The sequence below is a fragment of the Enterobacter cloacae complex sp. HYC033_NIDB genome (assembly GCF_056673335.1).
Window position 1 is genome coordinate 923,573 of sequence record NZ_CP115123.1, and the last position, 15,071, is coordinate 938,643.

Below are 15,071 nucleotides of genomic sequence, written 5' to 3' on the forward strand. Positions count from 1 at the left end.
TGCTTTCGGGCGTGCGTAACATAGCGCTAACTATTTTGTCTTGCGGGCTCATTATGAAAAAACCAGCGTTTATCATCACGATCGATACCGAAGGGGATAATCTCTGGCAGAACCACCGGGTGATCAAAACGGAAAACGCGCGCTACCTGGCGCGGTTTCAGGCGCTTTGTGAACGCTTCGGCTTTAAGCCCGTCTGGCTGACCAACTACGAGATGGCAGTCGAACCGGTATTCATTGAGTTCGCGAAAGAGGTCATAGCCCGCGGCCAGGGTGAGGTGGGAATGCATCTCCATGCCTGGAATAGCCCTCCGGAGCACGATCTGACCGGTGATGACTGGCGCTGGCAGCCTTATCTGATTGAGTTTTCAGACGAGGTCATGCGTGAGAAAGTGCTCTTCATGACCCGCTTACTGGAAGAGACTTTCCAGACAAAAATGCTCAGCCATCGCGCCGGGCGCTGGGCATTCGACAGCCGTTACGCCCAGTTGCTGATTGAGCTGGGGTATCAGGTAGATTGTTCCGTTACGCCGCGCGTGAACTGGCGCAACGCGAAAGGTGCCCCGCAGGGTAATGGCGGAACGAATTACCAGCATTTTCCCGATAGTGCCTACTTTTTGGATGTAGACGACATTTCCCGGCCGGGAAACAGCCCTCTCCTCGAAGTGCCGATGAGCATCCAGTATAAACACCCGGCATGGCTGAATTCCCTGAAGCAGGGTTATGATCGTCTGCGCGGTAAATACCGTTCTCCGTCAGTTAACTGGTTACGTCCGTCCGGAGGAAATGCGGCGGAGATGATTAAGGTTGCGCAGCAGTGCCTGGCTCAGGGGAATGACTACGTGGAATTCATGCTGCATTCGTCGGAATTTATGCCTGGCGGGAGCCCTACTTTTAAAGACGAGGCCGCGATTGAGGGGCTGTATCAGGATCTGGAGCAGCTCTTTACCTGGTTATCAGATAAGACCGTGGGGATGACGCTGGCGGAGTTTTACCAGTACAAAAAATAGTTATGCCCGCCAGGCGGGCATATTTGTTATTGCTGTTTTGTTTGTGAGAAAGGTGTACTTAACGCAAACAAAATCATAAAGAAGATTAAGGCTTCTGAACTGAGCAGTATGACATCCGTCAGTCCATACAAAAGCAAAAGAAGCATCGACGTCAGCAGCAAACCGTTTTTACTTCTAATAGAGTAAGCTATTATCGAAATAAAAAAGAAGCATAAAATTAGCAGTCCAGGAATGCCTTGCAGTGAATATTTTTCAATAAATTCATTGTGCAAATGAATTCGAATGTAACCGAGCGCTGCTGCAACATGTTGATGTCCATTTGCGACATAATTTCGAACCCATGATTCCCTGCTTTCAATAGACTGTCCCAGTGGATGCGCAATGCCAGTCATAAGACCCACGTTCCACATCGAAAAACGAGCCCCCAGAGAAGTTGCATCATGCCCTTTCTGATATTTAGTTATCTCAGTCACTGTTTGTTGAATTTTAGGAGAAATCAATGGCTTATAGCTTACGGCTATGATCCCTGTAACGATGCATAAAAAAATCATTAATGATTTAAGGTGAATTTTTCGGAAATGATAAAGTGTAAGAATAATAGCCATTAACAGGTAAAGGCCCATGGAGGCACGCGTGGCAGTCAAAAGAATCACGAAGAAAGATATCAGGACTACGACGCCTGCCAGAAGGTATAATTTCACATTCTTCTTTAGGTATAAGCTGTAAACAAAGGCTAATGATAGAACAGAATATACATACGCTGCGATAGTTGGACGGTTTATAGCCATCTCTACGCGATTAATACCTTGTACAGCCTGATAAAAGCCATAAGCTGTGGCAAGGGTATAACCTACAGCTGTACTAATTAAGAAGTATTTCACAAAATTATCTTTTGTTACATAATTTTTGAAACGGTCAAGGTAAAAAATCAAAAGGCTTGCCAGAATTAATTTTTTACTCGATCCAAGATAATCACTGTATGCGTTTAATCCCTCATTATGCAATTCATAAGTGACATACCAAATAAGGTTAAGTAATCCTACCAGCATAATAGGATAGGCGATACTAAAAGGATGCCAGGAGATTTTTTTATACTCAAACACCAAACCCAAGATACTTGCATATATTGCAATATAGAAAAACTCTCGTTGTTTCCCTGAATTAACAAGGACAAGAGCTAAAGAGATAAGGCTCAATGCGAGTGTTAACTGGTAAGTTTTTAACTTTATTTTTTCCATAATGCCTCAATAACCCTTTTTTTATAGCTGAAGCGAACATCGCTGGATAAGAAAAATGATAAAGAATAAAGTGCTGTTACTCGTGACTTAACGGTTTTGAGCTGCTGACCTGTAAGATATTTCCGATGGTTGCTGTAAATATCAAACCAGTGGCAATTGACGAGATGTTTGTAGCGTGACGGAAATGTTCTTTCCATCTGTAACGTGCATTCGACAAGCGTTGAAATTTTACTGGCGTCCAGACTGCTCGACAAACTGTCGCGACGCTTGATGTAATAATAATGCCCCTGGCGTTGATAGGCTATTTTGCTCGATTGCATCAACATTCCCGGGAAGACAGCGAAATCCTCATAACATAACATCGGAGGTATGGGATTTTTCTCGTAAAGACTACGATGAATAAACTGGCCAATGAGATGTGCCTGAAAGTCTTTATGACGTAAGAAACGAGCAATTGCTTCATGTTGTGACAATGGCACAGGATTAAATCCCTGCCAGTCTGAAGTCATTCTCCGGGGATCGCGAATCTCAAGCAAACGTGTCAGTAACATATCCGGACGTTGTGCTTTCAGGTAGGCCATTGCGTCCCTGAGGCTGCCCGGCTTTAAGCAATCGTCACTGTCGAGCATCGTAATATACTCACCCGATGCCAGCGCGACAGCGCTGTTTCTTACCCGGCCTACGTTACGAAAGTTCACGTTGCGCGTTATGATCTGAGGAAATTTCGGCGACCACTCATCAATTATTGCCTGCGTGGCATCCTCAGAACTGTCATTGAAAATAATAATTTCAGTGTCCTGATCGGTTGCTGCCAGCAGGCTTGAAAGCGTGGCGTGCAGCGTAGCTTCAGCGTTATGCGCAGCAATAATGACGCTTAAAAAAGCCATAAAAATTAGTTTCCTTGAGCGTCGGTAGCGCTAGCCAGTGAGCGGGCTTTTGGTAATGTACGGATAAACTGCTGAAGATCGTGTAACGCGGAGTCAGTGACAGAGAATAGCGCTTCCCGTTCTTGCGGGAAGTAATAGCGCGTTTCAAACACATAAGAACAAATGTTATCGTCATTCCCGATCAGCATCACATTGCCAAGCGGACGCTGTTCATAGTGACAACACGGTCCAAACAGCAGGACCACCGGCACGCCGACGGCGTCTGCGATGTAGACATTCCCCGAGTCAGACGCGATATAGCAGTCCATCTTAGAAATGGCCCAGGGAAGCTCTTCCAGCGAAATTTTGCCAATAAGATTGATAAAATTGGGGATGTCACCGTAAAGACGGGTGATATCGTCCATCCACGACTGTTCGTTTGGCGCGCCGAAGACATAAAACTCGCAGGGTAAATCAGCGAGTTGATCAACAATCCGCTTCCAGATAACCGGAGGGACGGTTTTGGCTTTATTGCCCGCCGCAATACTGATGCCGATGCGGATAACGCCAGGTTTATCAAGAATGGCCGGCCAGGTCGTCGGCTTGAAGAGTGGCTTTGTGGCGTGCTTGGGAGAGTCTTGCCACGTGAGCGAGCGGTCGGCCAGTTTCAGGTAGTTCGTCACCGAAAGCGTTTTTTTGCCATGCTCAACGGTACCGTCGGCCGCGAGATAGAAAATCCCGTGATACCACCTGCGCGTGTAAATGCTTAAAAATTGTTTGTTTTTGGCATTGCAGACGGCGGCAAAAAAGAGGTTCACGCTGTTGGGCTGTAGCAGGTAGACGTTGTCGTAGCGGTTCATGATCCTGCACGCGAAGCACAGTTTACGCCACAGGTTGCGCTTATGCTGCTCAATAAAATAGATCTGCTCAATAGTCTCATCATGCTTCGCCAGCGCGCCAACGCTGCGACTGATCAACACATCGCTTTTTTGCAGATATGCCAGAAGAGGCGTCGCATTAATAAAGTCACCGATTTTGGCTGTCTGAATGACAAGGTTCTTGCCCGTGTCCTTTCGAAACAGCTTCCGGATGAGTTTCACCGGAAAGAGTAAAATCAGCAGAAATACATAACTCATGGGTTAAATATCCCTGTTGGAAAGCCGATGGCTGCCCTGTAAAAATGAAAAAATAGCATCTGCGCTAATATCCTTCGTTTGTTGCGTAGGGCTGACCATCTGATGCTGGTTTTTACCGTAACCCCCGATCAACCCCGGATCGGTCGGGCCGAAAATCGTGATATTAGGACGATCCAGTGCGGCGGTTAAATGGCTTAACCCTGTATCCACAGAAACGACGGCGTTAGCGCCCGCCAGCTGTGCGGCAACCTGCGCCAGCGTGAGTTTGGGTAACACCTCGACGTGGGAAAAACCTGCTGCCAGACGTTCCGCTCGCTGCCGCTCATGTTCAGCGCCCCACGGGAGTTTAATATGGATACCGCAAGGTTGCATTAGTTCAATCAGCCTTCTCCAGTGCGTTTCCGGCCAGTGCTTATCGTCGCGCGTTGTGGCATGCAGGAAGACCAGATAGGGCGCGATATCCTTGTCCGTTTCGCGCAGAAAATGCTGTGCGATGGCGTAGTCACCCTGGAGGTCGGGTTTTGCATAGCCGAGACTCTTAGCGAACAGCTCGCGGGTACGTTCCACGGCGTGCTGCTGCTTCGCAATATGGTGGCGACGATTATAGAACAGGCTCGCCAGCGGTTCGCGGGCGGTTTGCCAGTCCATGCCGTGCTTTACGCCGTGCGCCAGACGCGTGACCAGCGCGGCGCTTTTCACCAGCCCCTGGGCGTCGACGATCGCGTCGTAACGCCGGGCCTGCACCGCTTCGCGGAAGGCTTTGCGTTCGGCTTTAATCTGTGCGGAGAACCATGCTTTGCGCCAGCGGCGAATGGCCACCGGGATCACGCGATCAACCGCTTCATGCCAGGTGGGGATCTGCGCGAAGCCTTCTTCCACCACCCAGTCAAAACGGATGCCGGGAATGGCCCGCATGGCGTCCGTCAGCGACGGCAGCGTATGCAGAACATCACCCATTGAGGAGGTTTTAACGATCAATACCCGCATCCGTTATCCTTCTTCGCTCAACAGCAGTGCGTTGAGTTCTTCGAGAACACGCTGCGGGGTAATGTCGATCAGGCTCTGATGGTAACCTTCTGCGGCATCGCCTTTGCGCACCTTGTGGTAGCCGGTGATCAAACGGATCACGCGCGCCTTGTGCGACAGCGGCGGCGTGAAGTCCGGGCTGCTTGGGCCATACAGCGCGACCAAGGGACGATCCAGCGCGGCGGCGACGTGCATCAGGCCAGAGTCGTTACTGACCACGGCCTTACAGGCGGCAATCAGGATAACCGCCTGCTCGAGTTGCGTTTCCCCGGCCAGGTTGCGGCACCATGCCTGTTGCTCGGTGCTCAGCGTGGCGAGAATTTCATTGCCCGCCTCATGATCTTTCGCCGAGCCAAACAGCACAATCTGATAGCCTTCGTCGATAAGCTGTTTCGCCAGCTCTGCATAGTGATAGTGCGGCCAGCGTTTTGCCGGACCGAATTCTGCGCCAGGGCAAAACCCAATCATCGGGCGTTCGGACGAAATGCCAAATGCGTTGCAGGTGTGGGATTTCTCCCCATCGCTTACCTGGAGCTGCGGCCACAGCAGCGGCTGCGGCAGATCTTTCGCGCTGCGCATCACGCCTTTGTCGTAGGCCAGCGCCACGTAGCGCTCCACCATCAGCGGCCAGGCCTCTTTATCCAGCACCCGGGCGTCGTTCAGCAGGCCGTAGCGCATTTCACCGCGCCAGCCGGTACGGTGCGGGATGCCCGCAAAGAAGGGCACAAGGGCGGATTTGAAGGAGTTAGGCAGCACGTACGCGCGGTCATAGCGTTTCTCGCGCAGGCTGTGGCCGAGTTTGCGGCGTTCACCGATTTCCAGCGCCCCGTGTCCGAGCGGCATCGGGATCGCCTCGTTCACTTCCGGCATACGCGATAACAGCGGACGGCACCATGCGGGTGCCATCACGTCGATTATCGCCTGGGGATAACGCGCCTTGAGCGTGCGATAGAGACTTTGCGACATCATCATGTCGCCCACCCATGACGGGCCGATCACCAGAATTTTCATGCTTATGCGTCGCGGTTCAGCCAGGCCATATATTCCGTTACGCCTTCGGCAACGGTCTTGAACGGCTTGTCGTAGCCTGCGGCGCGCAGGTTAGTCAGGTCCGCCTGGGTGAATGCCTGGTAGCGGCCTTTCAGCTTATCCGGGAACGGAATGTACTCGATGCTGCCTTTCTTATGGTACGCCAGCGTCGCGTCTGCCACCGCCTGGAAGGATTCCGCGCGGCCGGTGCCCAGGTTGAAAATGCCGGACACGCCATTTTCCAGGAACCACAGGTTTACTGCCGCCACATCGCCCACGTAGACGAAGTCACGCTTGAAGCCGTCGCTGCCTTCGAACAGTTTCGGGCTTTCGCCGTTATTTAACTGGGTGTTCAGGTGGAACGCCACGCTCGCCATGCTGCCTTTGTGGCCTTCGCGCGGCCCGTAGACGTTGAAGTAGCGGAAGCCGACAATCTGCGAGTTCGCTTCTGGCAGGATCTGACGTACGTACTCATCAAACAGGAACTTGGAGTAACCGTAAACGTTCAGCGGCTGCTCATATTCGCGGGATTCGATGAAATCTGAAGTGCGCCCACCGTAAGTTGCCGCGGAAGAGGCGTACAGGAACGGAATTTCACGCTCCAGGCAGTAGTGCAGGAGCTCTTTGGAGTACTGATAGTTGTTATCCATCATGTACTTGCCGTCCCACTCGGTGGTGGAGGAGCACGCACCTTCGTGGAAGATGGCTTCGATCTCGCCGAACTCTTCACCCGCCATAATCTGGATAAGGAAGTCTTCTTTATCCATGTAGTCAGCGATGTTCAGATCCACCAGGTTCACGAACTTGGTGCCGTCTTTCAGGTTGTCCACCACCAGAATGTCGGTGATGCCTTTGTCATTGAGGGCCTTAACAATATTGCTGCCGATAAAGCCCGCGCCGCCAGTAACGATGATCATAACTGTAACCTTTGAAGTATGAGTCGGGGAATATCCCGAACGCTAATCTCTTTATCATATCATCACAATGCTCAGGCTTCAGCCATTCACCGATATGCAGCAGGGGTACGCGTGATTTATGCTGCAAAAACGAGAAGAGATACTGCGTCATCTCGTCATGAACTATTGGTTTGGGTAATATGTGCCAAAATTTGCCGAGTCTGGAGAATTGCAATGCGTGGTGATTTTTACAAACAGTTAAACAGCGACCTCGACACCGCACGTGCGGAAGGGTTGTTCAAAGAAGAGCGTATTATCACGTCTGCCCAGCAGGCGGACATCACCGTTGCCGACGGCAGCCATGTGATCAACTTTTGCGCGAACAACTATTTAGGTCTTGCGAATCACCCTGAGCTAATTGCCGCGGCGAAAAACGGCATGGACACCCACGGTTTCGGTATGGCCTCCGTTCGCTTTATCTGCGGTACGCAGGACAGCCACAAGCAGCTTGAGCAAAAGCTGGCGAACTTCCTCGGAATGGAAGACGCGATTCTGTACTCCTCCTGCTTCGACGCCAACGGCGGTCTGTTTGAGACCCTGCTCGGCGCAGAAGACGCGATTATCTCCGACGCCCTGAACCACGCCTCCATCATCGACGGCGTACGCCTGTGCAAAGCGAAGCGTTTCCGCTACGCCAACAACGACATGGTGGAGCTGGAAGCGCGCCTGAAAGAGGCCCGTGAAGCAGGGGCTCGCCACGTCCTGATCGCCACCGACGGCGTGTTCTCCATGGACGGTGTGATCGCCAACCTGAAGGGCGTGTGCGATCTGGCGGATAAATACGACGCGCTGGTGATGGTGGATGACTCTCACGCGGTCGGTTTTGTCGGCGAAAACGGTCGTGGCTCCCACGAATACTGCGACGTAATGGGCCGCGTGGATATCATCACCGGTACGCTGGGCAAAGCGCTCGGCGGCGCGTCTGGCGGCTACACCGCCGCGCGTAAAGAGGTGGTCGAGTGGCTGCGCCAGCGCTCCCGCCCGTATCTGTTCTCCAACTCCCTGGCGCCGGCGATTGTGGCTGCCTCCATTAAAGTGCTGGAGATGGTGGAATCCGGGGCTGAGCTGCGCGACCGCCTGTGGGCTAACGCCCGCCTGTTCCGCGAAAAAATGAGTGCCGCAGGATTCACCCTGGCCGGTGCCGATCACGCGATCATTCCGGTGATGCTGGGCGACGCGGTTGTCGCGCAGAAATTTGCTCGTGAGCTTCAGAAAGAAGGGATTTACGTGACCGGGTTCTTCTTCCCGGTGGTACCAAAAGGTCAGGCGCGTATCCGCACCCAGATGTCTGCGGCGCACTCGCCTGAACAAATTGAACGTGCGGTGGAAGCCTTTACCCGCATCGGCAAACAGCTGGGCGTCATTGCCTGAGGACGTATGATGAAAGCGTTATCCAAACTGAAAGCGGAAGAAGGGATTTGGATGACCGACGTGCCGGAGCCGGAAGTCGGTCATAACGATCTGCTGATCAAAATTCGTAAAACCGCCATCTGCGGTACTGACGTTCACATCTACAACTGGGACCAGTGGTCGCAGAAAACCATTCCGGTACCGATGGTTGTCGGTCACGAATATGTCGGCGAAGTGGTGGGTATCGGCCAGGAAGTAAAAGGCTTCAACATTGGCGATCGCGTCTCCGGTGAAGGCCACATTACCTGCGGTCACTGCCGTAACTGTCGCGGTGGGCGTACCCACCTGTGCCGCAACACCGTCGGCGTGGGCGTGAACCGTCCGGGCTGCTTCGCGGAATACCTGGTGATCCCGGCGTTTAACGCGTTCAAAATCCCGGACAATATCTCTGACGATCTGGCCTCCATTTTCGACCCGTTCGGCAACGCGGTACACACGGCGCTCTCCTTCGACCTGGTGGGTGAAGACGTGCTGGTTTCCGGCGCGGGCCCCATCGGCATTATGGCGGCAGCCGTGGCGAAGCATGTGGGTGCGCGCAACGTGGTGATCACCGACGTGAACGAATACCGCCTGTCGCTGGCGCGCAAAATGGGCGTCACCCGCGCGGTGGATGTCTCGAAAGAGAGCCTGACCGATGTGATGGAAGAGCTGGGCATGACCGAAGGCTTTGACGTGGGTCTGGAGATGTCCGGCGCGCCACCGGCGTTCCGCACCATGCTCGACACCATGAACCACGGTGGCCGTATCGCGATGCTGGGTATTCCGCCGTCAGATATGTCCATTGACTGGAACAAAGTCATCTTCAAGGGGCTGTTCATTAAGGGCATCTATGGCCGTGAGATGTTCGAAACCTGGTACAAGATGGCCGCGCTGATCCAGTCCGGTCTGGATCTGTCCCCGATTATCACTCACCGTTTCTCCATCGATGAGTTCCAGCAGGGCTTTGACGCAATGCGGTCCGGCCAGTCAGGGAAAGTGATCCTGAGCTGGGATAAGTAATTAAAAAGGGGCCAGCGGCCCCTTTTTTACTGATTCTTTTTCTCTTCGTCCGTCAGGTAACGCACCTTGCGGGTGTAATCCTGGCCTTTGAACAGCAGTTTGTTATCCGGCGATTCCAGATACTTCTGCCATTCGGAAAGCGGGAAACCACCGTGCGCGCCAATCACCTCTTTCGGCACAACGGCTTCCTGACCGCCGATCTTCTTGGAGACCGGCCAGTTCATCCAGTCGCCCAGGTTAACCGTTTTTACATCCAGCATGTCCAGCAGCGCAGCGAGCGGCAGCTGATCGGTCGGCGGCTGCGTGTCGTCCATCAGCTCCCAGGTATCCTGGAACAGCGTCAGCCACAGCGGGCAGATACGGCGCCAGGTCTTTTTGGTGGCGGCAAGAAACGCGCCGTTAACGTGATCGACCAGATACGGACGCACCGTTTCTTTGTAATATGCCGGCACTTTCTCCGCTGGCGCGCCGTCCAGCTTGGCAATCATTTTGCCCTGACGGAAGCTGGAGTAGATGTGCATATCCGCCATGTTGATCTCTGGCATTTTAAGCAGGTTGAGATCGGAGTCGATCATCAGCACACCTTCACCGCGCGCCTGCAACGGAGCGTTAAGCTTCACCAGACGACTGAGGTAGATCTGCTTATAGCGGTAACCTTCTTCACGTTTTGGAAGCGTGAGGGTAACAACGCGGGTTTTTGGCGGCAGCTCGCCGAAAGCGGATTCAGGCTGATCGCTGACGATAACAATCTCGCTGACGTCGGTGGCATAACGCTCTGCAAAGGTCGCTGACAATAACGCCTCTTCGACGAAATCCGCGCCCGTACACGGGATCACAATGGAATCCACCGCAACGAGATCGCGCGTGACCGGAAGGGAAGCGTAAGGAATGTTATGACGCCCGGTAATGTGGCGGTAGCGAGCATTCAGGAATTTAAACATGTTCTTCTCGTTTGGTTATTGCGCGCCAAGAACGGCCTCGACACCGTTAACATAGCTTTCAATGGCATACATGTTGCAGACATTCTGGTGTGCGGCAGCGGCGAGCCGGGCGCGCAGAGCAGGATCCTGCCAGATATTATCCAGATGTTGAGCAAGTTGCGACACGTCGCTCCAGGGAAACAGCAGGCCGGTCGACTCATGATCGATCAATTCTGCCGTGCCGGTCACCTTTGAACCAATCACGGGAATATTCAGCAGCATTGCCTCCAGCACGACGCGCGGCAGACCTTCGCTCTTCGAAGCCAGAATAAATGCGTCAAAGGTGGCGAGATAGTCAAAAGGCGTGTTCTGGAAACCGGTAAAAATGACGTGCTCAGCAATACCCAGCGCGTCAGCCTGTGCCGCCAGTGCGCCGCGCTCCGCCCCTTCACCGACCAGCACCATCTTCCATTTTGCCTGCGGGTGCCTCTGGCTGAACTGTGCCAGCGCCTCCAGCGTATGGTGGTTGGCTTTGCGAGGGATTAGCGAGCCAATGCTGCCGAACACAAACGTGTCGTCATCAATGTTCAGGCGCTGGCGCATCGCGCGTCGGTCGGGCAAAGGCTGGTGGATGTCGATGGCGTTGTTGACCGTGGTACACAGCGCTGGCCGGACGCCATGCTGAAGCAACACGCGTTCAACGCCGTGCGAGACGGCGATGATTTTTGTGGCATGCGCATTGACCAACTTCACCAGCGGCGGGGTCAGCACCGGTTCAATCCGGCAGTGCTGGATTATCCGCGCATGCAGGTTTGCGCCCGCCAGATACCCTTCTTCGTTAGAGCCTGGCTGGTTGTTCATATACAGCGTATCGAATCCACCTTCCCTGAAAATGGTCTCGATCTTGCTGACGTTGGGGCGAATGCGCCACAGGGTATCGATATGCCGCGTAAATGCTTTGCGCGCTGAACGCGAAAAAAACAGCAGACCACGTCCCGCTTCTTTCAGTAGTTTTGCCCATGCCGGTTGCTTACGTTGAGGGATAACGAGTAGCGGGATCCCAATGCTATTGAGCACCTGGCCAATCGTTTGACCTTCAGCACGACTATAATCACTGTAAAAACAACAGGTAATGTCGAATTTGTCGCGGTTGATTCGCTTCAGAAGCTCAAGCATACTGTTGGTACCTCCCCCCCATTCTTTGCCCGTGTCCAGGAGGAGGATTTTACGTTTTTGCGGCATGTCTGAATCCGTATGCTACCCTTCATCTGACCGCATTATAAAGAATTTACTGAAATAAAATAGATTTTTTGTATTTCTTTGTCTTTTTACAAGAAAACATTTTAAACGCGCTTATTTTAAAAGTGCGATTTAAGACTTTAATCGCCTCTTCTCAATTCGATAGTATGAGTGCAAAAATTTTATGTTGTTATTGAGAGAGTGAAAATATGTTTAAAATAACGGTCTGCTTATTAACGTTTAACTCCGAAAGAACGTTGCACGATGTTATTCCTCCTCTTTTAAAAATAGCAGATGAATTCGTTATAGTGGATTCCGGAAGTACAGACTCGACGATATATATTTGCCAAAGTTATGGATTGTCGCCCATATTCAAAAAATATAGCTGGCACGGCGAGCAGATGAACCATGCCGTATCCCATGCGCACAACGACTGGGTGCTGTGCATGGACAGTGACGAAATACTCGATCAAGAAACCGTTGATGCTATTTTAAAATTAAAAATGGGCGATGAACCCGAACCGGATATGGCGTGGCGGATATGTCGTCACTGGTTTGTTCTGGGAGAAAATGTCCGAACGATTTATCCCGTCTCATCACCGGATTATCCGGTGCGTCTTTTTAACCGTACGCAGTCGCGATTTAATAATCGGCCAGTAGACGATCAGGTTGAAGGTTTTCTCCGTTCTGAACGTATTCCAGGTTATGTCAGACATGAGACGTTTCATTCGCTGCATGAACTTTTTAATAAATTAAACGGATATACCACTCGCCTGGTTCAATATCAGACGATACGTCCCTCTCTTGGTCGCGGCGCGATCAGCGCTATCGGCGCATTTTTCAAATGGTATCTGTTTAGTGGTGCCTGGCGTCAGGGCAAAGTAGGTGTGGTGACAGGGTTTTATGCCACGGCGTACAGTTTTTTGAAGTATTTCAAAGCCTGGTATCAGGATCGGGAAAAGAGAGAGTCCGTTGCAAAAGAGCAGTCGGACTCTTATCTGGCAGAATAGGCGTTAGCCGATCAGGCTTTTTTTCCCCAACCCTGCCACTGTTGCTGGACGTATTTAACCAGCGTACTGCTGCTGATGCTTTCGCCAATCACCGAGAAGAAGCGGGTTGCATAGACCGGTTCAGGCGGCTGTTTCAGCGTGCAGTTCTTCACGCCGCGGAATGGATTACGCGGCTGCGTTGCGGGTGGTTGCGCGCTACCCGGACGAGAAGTATCCACCTGAGGTTCATTGAGCAGATCGCTCGGACGCACCAGCGTAATATCGGCGGGTAAGCCCGGCAACATTTGCTGCAAAACGCGAACGGTAGACGGATGCGGATGCCCAATGGCAATCGCCGAACCGTTACGGCGCGCCAGCTGTACCGCGCGGTTGAACTGCACGCGGATATCCGCTTCGTTCTGGGAGTCGTCCAGGAATACTTTGCGCTTGATGACTTTTACACCTGTCCCCTGAGCGGCACGCATCGCCTGGCTGTTGCCGATGGTCATGCTGTCGAGGAAATAGAGATTGTAACGCTCCAGCGCCTGCATCACTTTAAGCATACCGTACAGGCTGGAGGTCATCGCGCTGCCCATATGGTTATTCAGACCCACGGCATACGGCACTTTATTGTACGCATCGCGGATGATGCGATCGATCTCGTCGCTGCTCATGTCCGGGCGCAGGGTATCTTTTTCCAGCGGCTGCTTGCTGAGGGGGGCCATCGGCAGATGGATGAGGACCTGATGGCCGCCATTGTGCGCTTTGGTCGCCATTTCATGCGCGTGAGGCGCATTAGGCAGGACGGCGACAGAGATGGCTGACGGCATCGCCAGCACCTGATTTTCATAGTGTGGTCGATAACCGAAGTCATCAATCACAATCGCGAGTTTGCCTGCATAAACCGGTGCAGCCAGCGCCAGTGCGCTGACTACGGAAACAACAATTCGACGAAATTGAAGCAAAACCTATCTTCCCAACCACGGCTGTGGATTGACCGCCTGACCCTGACGACGAATTTCGAAATAGAGTGACGGGCGGCCCTGACCGCCACTGCTGCCCACAAGGGCAATGGGTTGACCCGCGCGCACCTGGGTGCCAACGCTGACCAGCGCGCTCTGGTTGTAGCCGTAAAGACTCATATCGCCTTTACCGTGTTCAACCACCACCACGAGCCCATAACCCTGTAGCCAGTCGGCCAGGATCACGCGGCCATCGGCGATGGCTTTCACTTCGCTACCTTCAGACGCACCGATAACGATCCCCTTCCAACGTAGCTCACCCTGCAACTGTTCGCCATAGCGATGCAGGATCGTACCGCGAACGGGCCAGTAAGCCTGACCACGCGGGGAGCCGAGGCCGCCGGTACGCGACATCAGGGAACGTTCATTTTCAGTCGGTTTGTAGGTGGTGCCTTTCCGGGAGGCTTCCTGCTGCTTATTACGCACCGCCTGCGCTTCGCGCGCTTCTTTTTCGGCGCGCGCTTTGGCCGCGGCTTCTGCCCGGGCAATGCTGTTACGCAGTCTGGATTCGTTGGCGCGCATTTCGCTCAGCTGGCTTTGTCCTGCCTGGATAGAAGACTCCAGCCCGGCGAGCGTCTTCTTACGCTCATTGCGCGCCTGCTCAAGCTTCTCCTGCTGCGCCTGCTGATCGTAGAGCAGCGTTTGCTGCTGGCTCTGCTTCTCTTCCAGCTCGGCTTTTTGCGTGGTGACTTCTTCGCGCGTCTGTTTCAGCTGCGCAATGGTCTCCTGACGCGCCTGGTTTAGATAGCCGAAATAGGCCTGTAAACGCTGACCACGCTGGCTCTCTTCACCGCTGAGGATCAGCTGAAGGCCTGTGTGCTCACCCTGACGGAAAGCAGCATCAAGCTGTGCAGCAAGGTTCCGCTCCTGGGCATCGCGCTGACGCTCCAGTTTCGCAATCGACGCGTTCATTTCATCGATTTGCTTATTGAGCTGGGCAAGGGTGTTTTGTGTTTCACGCAGCTTACGCGCGGCGGCGGAAATGGCCTCTTCCTGCTTTTTAAGCTGGGCGAGCAGGGTGGCGCGCTGCTGTTGCTGCTGACGTACCGCACGCTCTTTGGCGGCGATATCGGCCTGAATGGATTTAAGCTGATCGCGGTCATCCGCGTGGGCGGATGCGGCGCACAGCAATACGCCAGCGCTGAGTGCGCTGGCGCAAAGCAGAGGTCTGACTGATAACCGAAGCGGCTTCACGACCCATGTGATTGAAAAAATCGCCTTTCCCCTCATGGGG

14 protein-coding genes are annotated in these 15,071 nt (G+C 53.1%); 4 read left to right on the forward strand and 10 right to left on the reverse strand.

What is annotated here, in order from left to right:
- Nucleotides 1-53: 53 nt before the first annotated feature.
- Nucleotides 54-1,007: a polysaccharide deacetylase family protein gene (locus O1721_RS04400; RefSeq protein WP_032646773.1), complete on the forward strand. Its 954-nt coding sequence runs from the start codon at nucleotides 54-56 to the stop codon at nucleotides 1,005-1,007.
- Nucleotides 1,008-1,033: 26 nt separating this feature from the next.
- Here the strand turns inward: O1721_RS04400 and O1721_RS04405 are convergent, their stop codons facing one another.
- The 6 genes from O1721_RS04405 to rfaD are packed head-to-tail and all read right to left on the reverse strand — an operon-like array spanning nucleotide 1,034 to nucleotide 7,219.
- On the reverse strand, nucleotides 1,034-2,245 hold the full coding sequence (locus tag O1721_RS04405) for an O-antigen ligase family protein (RefSeq protein ID WP_032646775.1): 1,212 nt from the start codon (nucleotides 2,243-2,245) through the stop codon (nucleotides 1,034-1,036).
- The gene (locus tag O1721_RS04410) at nucleotides 2,233-3,132 is read right to left on the reverse strand and encodes a glycosyltransferase family 2 protein (RefSeq protein ID WP_032646777.1); all 900 of its coding nucleotides are present in this window, start codon (nucleotides 3,130-3,132) and stop codon (nucleotides 2,233-2,235) included. The genes O1721_RS04405 and O1721_RS04410 overlap by 13 nt, the downstream gene beginning before the upstream one ends.
- A gap of 5 nt (nucleotides 3,133-3,137) precedes the next feature.
- The gene (locus O1721_RS04415) at nucleotides 3,138-4,247 is read right to left on the reverse strand and encodes a glycosyltransferase family 9 protein (RefSeq protein ID WP_017693958.1); all 1,110 of its coding nucleotides are present in this window, start codon (nucleotides 4,245-4,247) and stop codon (nucleotides 3,138-3,140) included.
- Between the two features lie 3 nt (nucleotides 4,248-4,250).
- Nucleotides 4,251-5,234, reverse strand: coding sequence for a lipopolysaccharide heptosyltransferase RfaC (gene rfaC / locus O1721_RS04420; protein ID WP_032646779.1), 984 nt, complete (start codon nucleotides 5,232-5,234; stop codon nucleotides 4,251-4,253).
- A 3-nt stretch (nucleotides 5,235-5,237) separates the two neighbouring features.
- Nucleotides 5,238-6,284, reverse strand: coding sequence for an ADP-heptose--LPS heptosyltransferase RfaF (gene rfaF, locus O1721_RS04425; RefSeq protein WP_015570031.1), 1,047 nt, complete (start codon nucleotides 6,282-6,284; stop codon nucleotides 5,238-5,240).
- Nucleotides 6,285-6,286: 2 nt separating this feature from the next.
- The gene (gene rfaD / locus O1721_RS04430) at nucleotides 6,287-7,219 is read right to left on the reverse strand and encodes an ADP-glyceromanno-heptose 6-epimerase (protein ID WP_003860858.1); all 933 of its coding nucleotides are present in this window, start codon (nucleotides 7,217-7,219) and stop codon (nucleotides 6,287-6,289) included.
- A gap of 213 nt (nucleotides 7,220-7,432) precedes the next feature.
- Between rfaD and kbl the strand changes: the two genes are divergently transcribed.
- Both kbl and tdh read left to right on the forward strand, forming a co-directional pair.
- On the forward strand, nucleotides 7,433-8,629 hold the full coding sequence (kbl, locus tag O1721_RS04435; RefSeq protein WP_015570030.1) for a glycine C-acetyltransferase: 1,197 nt from the start codon (nucleotides 7,433-7,435) through the stop codon (nucleotides 8,627-8,629).
- 9 nt (nucleotides 8,630-8,638) lie between these two features.
- On the forward strand, nucleotides 8,639-9,667 hold the full coding sequence (tdh, locus tag O1721_RS04440) for an L-threonine 3-dehydrogenase (RefSeq protein WP_017383610.1): 1,029 nt from the start codon (nucleotides 8,639-8,641) through the stop codon (nucleotides 9,665-9,667).
- A gap of 26 nt (nucleotides 9,668-9,693) precedes the next feature.
- Here tdh and O1721_RS04445 read toward each other — a convergent pair whose 3' ends face one another.
- A complete protein-coding gene (locus tag O1721_RS04445) occupies nucleotides 9,694-10,608 on the reverse strand; it encodes a hypothetical protein (protein ID WP_015570028.1) in 915 nt (304 codons plus the stop codon).
- Nucleotides 10,609-10,623: 15 nt separating this feature from the next.
- On the reverse strand, nucleotides 10,624-11,829 hold the full coding sequence (locus tag O1721_RS04450) for a glycosyltransferase (RefSeq protein ID WP_017693957.1): 1,206 nt from the start codon (nucleotides 11,827-11,829) through the stop codon (nucleotides 10,624-10,626).
- 206 nt (nucleotides 11,830-12,035) lie between these two features.
- Here O1721_RS04450 and O1721_RS04455 point away from each other — a divergent pair, with 206 nt between their 5' ends.
- Complete coding sequence (locus O1721_RS04455; RefSeq protein ID WP_032646783.1) at nucleotides 12,036-12,836, forward strand: glycosyltransferase family 2 protein; 801 nt, start codon at nucleotides 12,036-12,038, stop codon at nucleotides 12,834-12,836.
- Nucleotides 12,837-12,847: 11 nt separating this feature from the next.
- Here O1721_RS04455 and O1721_RS04460 read toward each other — a convergent pair whose 3' ends face one another.
- Together O1721_RS04460 and envC are read right to left on the reverse strand one after the other, a co-directional pair.
- Complete coding sequence (locus tag O1721_RS04460; RefSeq protein ID WP_017383607.1) at nucleotides 12,848-13,780, reverse strand: divergent polysaccharide deacetylase family protein; 933 nt, start codon at nucleotides 13,778-13,780, stop codon at nucleotides 12,848-12,850.
- A gap of 3 nt (nucleotides 13,781-13,783) precedes the next feature.
- Complete coding sequence (envC, locus tag O1721_RS04465; protein WP_026094345.1) at nucleotides 13,784-15,043, reverse strand: murein hydrolase activator EnvC; 1,260 nt, start codon at nucleotides 15,041-15,043, stop codon at nucleotides 13,784-13,786.
- Between the last annotated feature and the right edge of the window lie 28 nt (nucleotides 15,044-15,071).

Excerpts from the sequence above, each read along its gene's own strand:
- O1721_RS04400 (WP_032646773.1), top strand. The coding sequence starts at position 54 with ATGAAAAAACCAGCGTTTATCATCACGATCGATACCGAAGGGGATAAT.
- O1721_RS04405 (WP_032646775.1), bottom strand. The coding sequence starts at position 2,245 with ATGGAAAAAATAAAGTTAAAAACTTACCAGTTAACACTCGCATTGAGC.
- O1721_RS04410 (WP_032646777.1), bottom strand. The coding sequence starts at position 3,132 with ATGGCTTTTTTAAGCGTCATTATTGCTGCGCATAACGCTGAAGCTACG.
- O1721_RS04415 (WP_017693958.1), bottom strand. The coding sequence starts at position 4,247 with ATGAGTTATGTATTTCTGCTGATTTTACTCTTTCCGGTGAAACTCATC.
- rfaC (WP_032646779.1), bottom strand. The coding sequence starts at position 5,234 with ATGCGGGTATTGATCGTTAAAACCTCCTCAATGGGTGATGTTCTGCAT.
- rfaF (WP_015570031.1), bottom strand. The coding sequence starts at position 6,284 with ATGAAAATTCTGGTGATCGGCCCGTCATGGGTGGGCGACATGATGATG.
- rfaD (WP_003860858.1), bottom strand. The coding sequence starts at position 7,219 with ATGATCATCGTTACTGGCGGCGCGGGCTTTATCGGCAGCAATATTGTT.
- kbl (WP_015570030.1), top strand. The coding sequence starts at position 7,433 with ATGCGTGGTGATTTTTACAAACAGTTAAACAGCGACCTCGACACCGCA.
- tdh (WP_017383610.1), top strand. The coding sequence starts at position 8,639 with ATGAAAGCGTTATCCAAACTGAAAGCGGAAGAAGGGATTTGGATGACC.
- O1721_RS04445 (WP_015570028.1), bottom strand. The coding sequence starts at position 10,608 with ATGTTTAAATTCCTGAATGCTCGCTACCGCCACATTACCGGGCGTCAT.
- O1721_RS04450 (WP_017693957.1), bottom strand. The coding sequence starts at position 11,829 with ATGCCGCAAAAACGTAAAATCCTCCTCCTGGACACGGGCAAAGAATGG.
- O1721_RS04455 (WP_032646783.1), top strand. The coding sequence starts at position 12,036 with ATGTTTAAAATAACGGTCTGCTTATTAACGTTTAACTCCGAAAGAACG.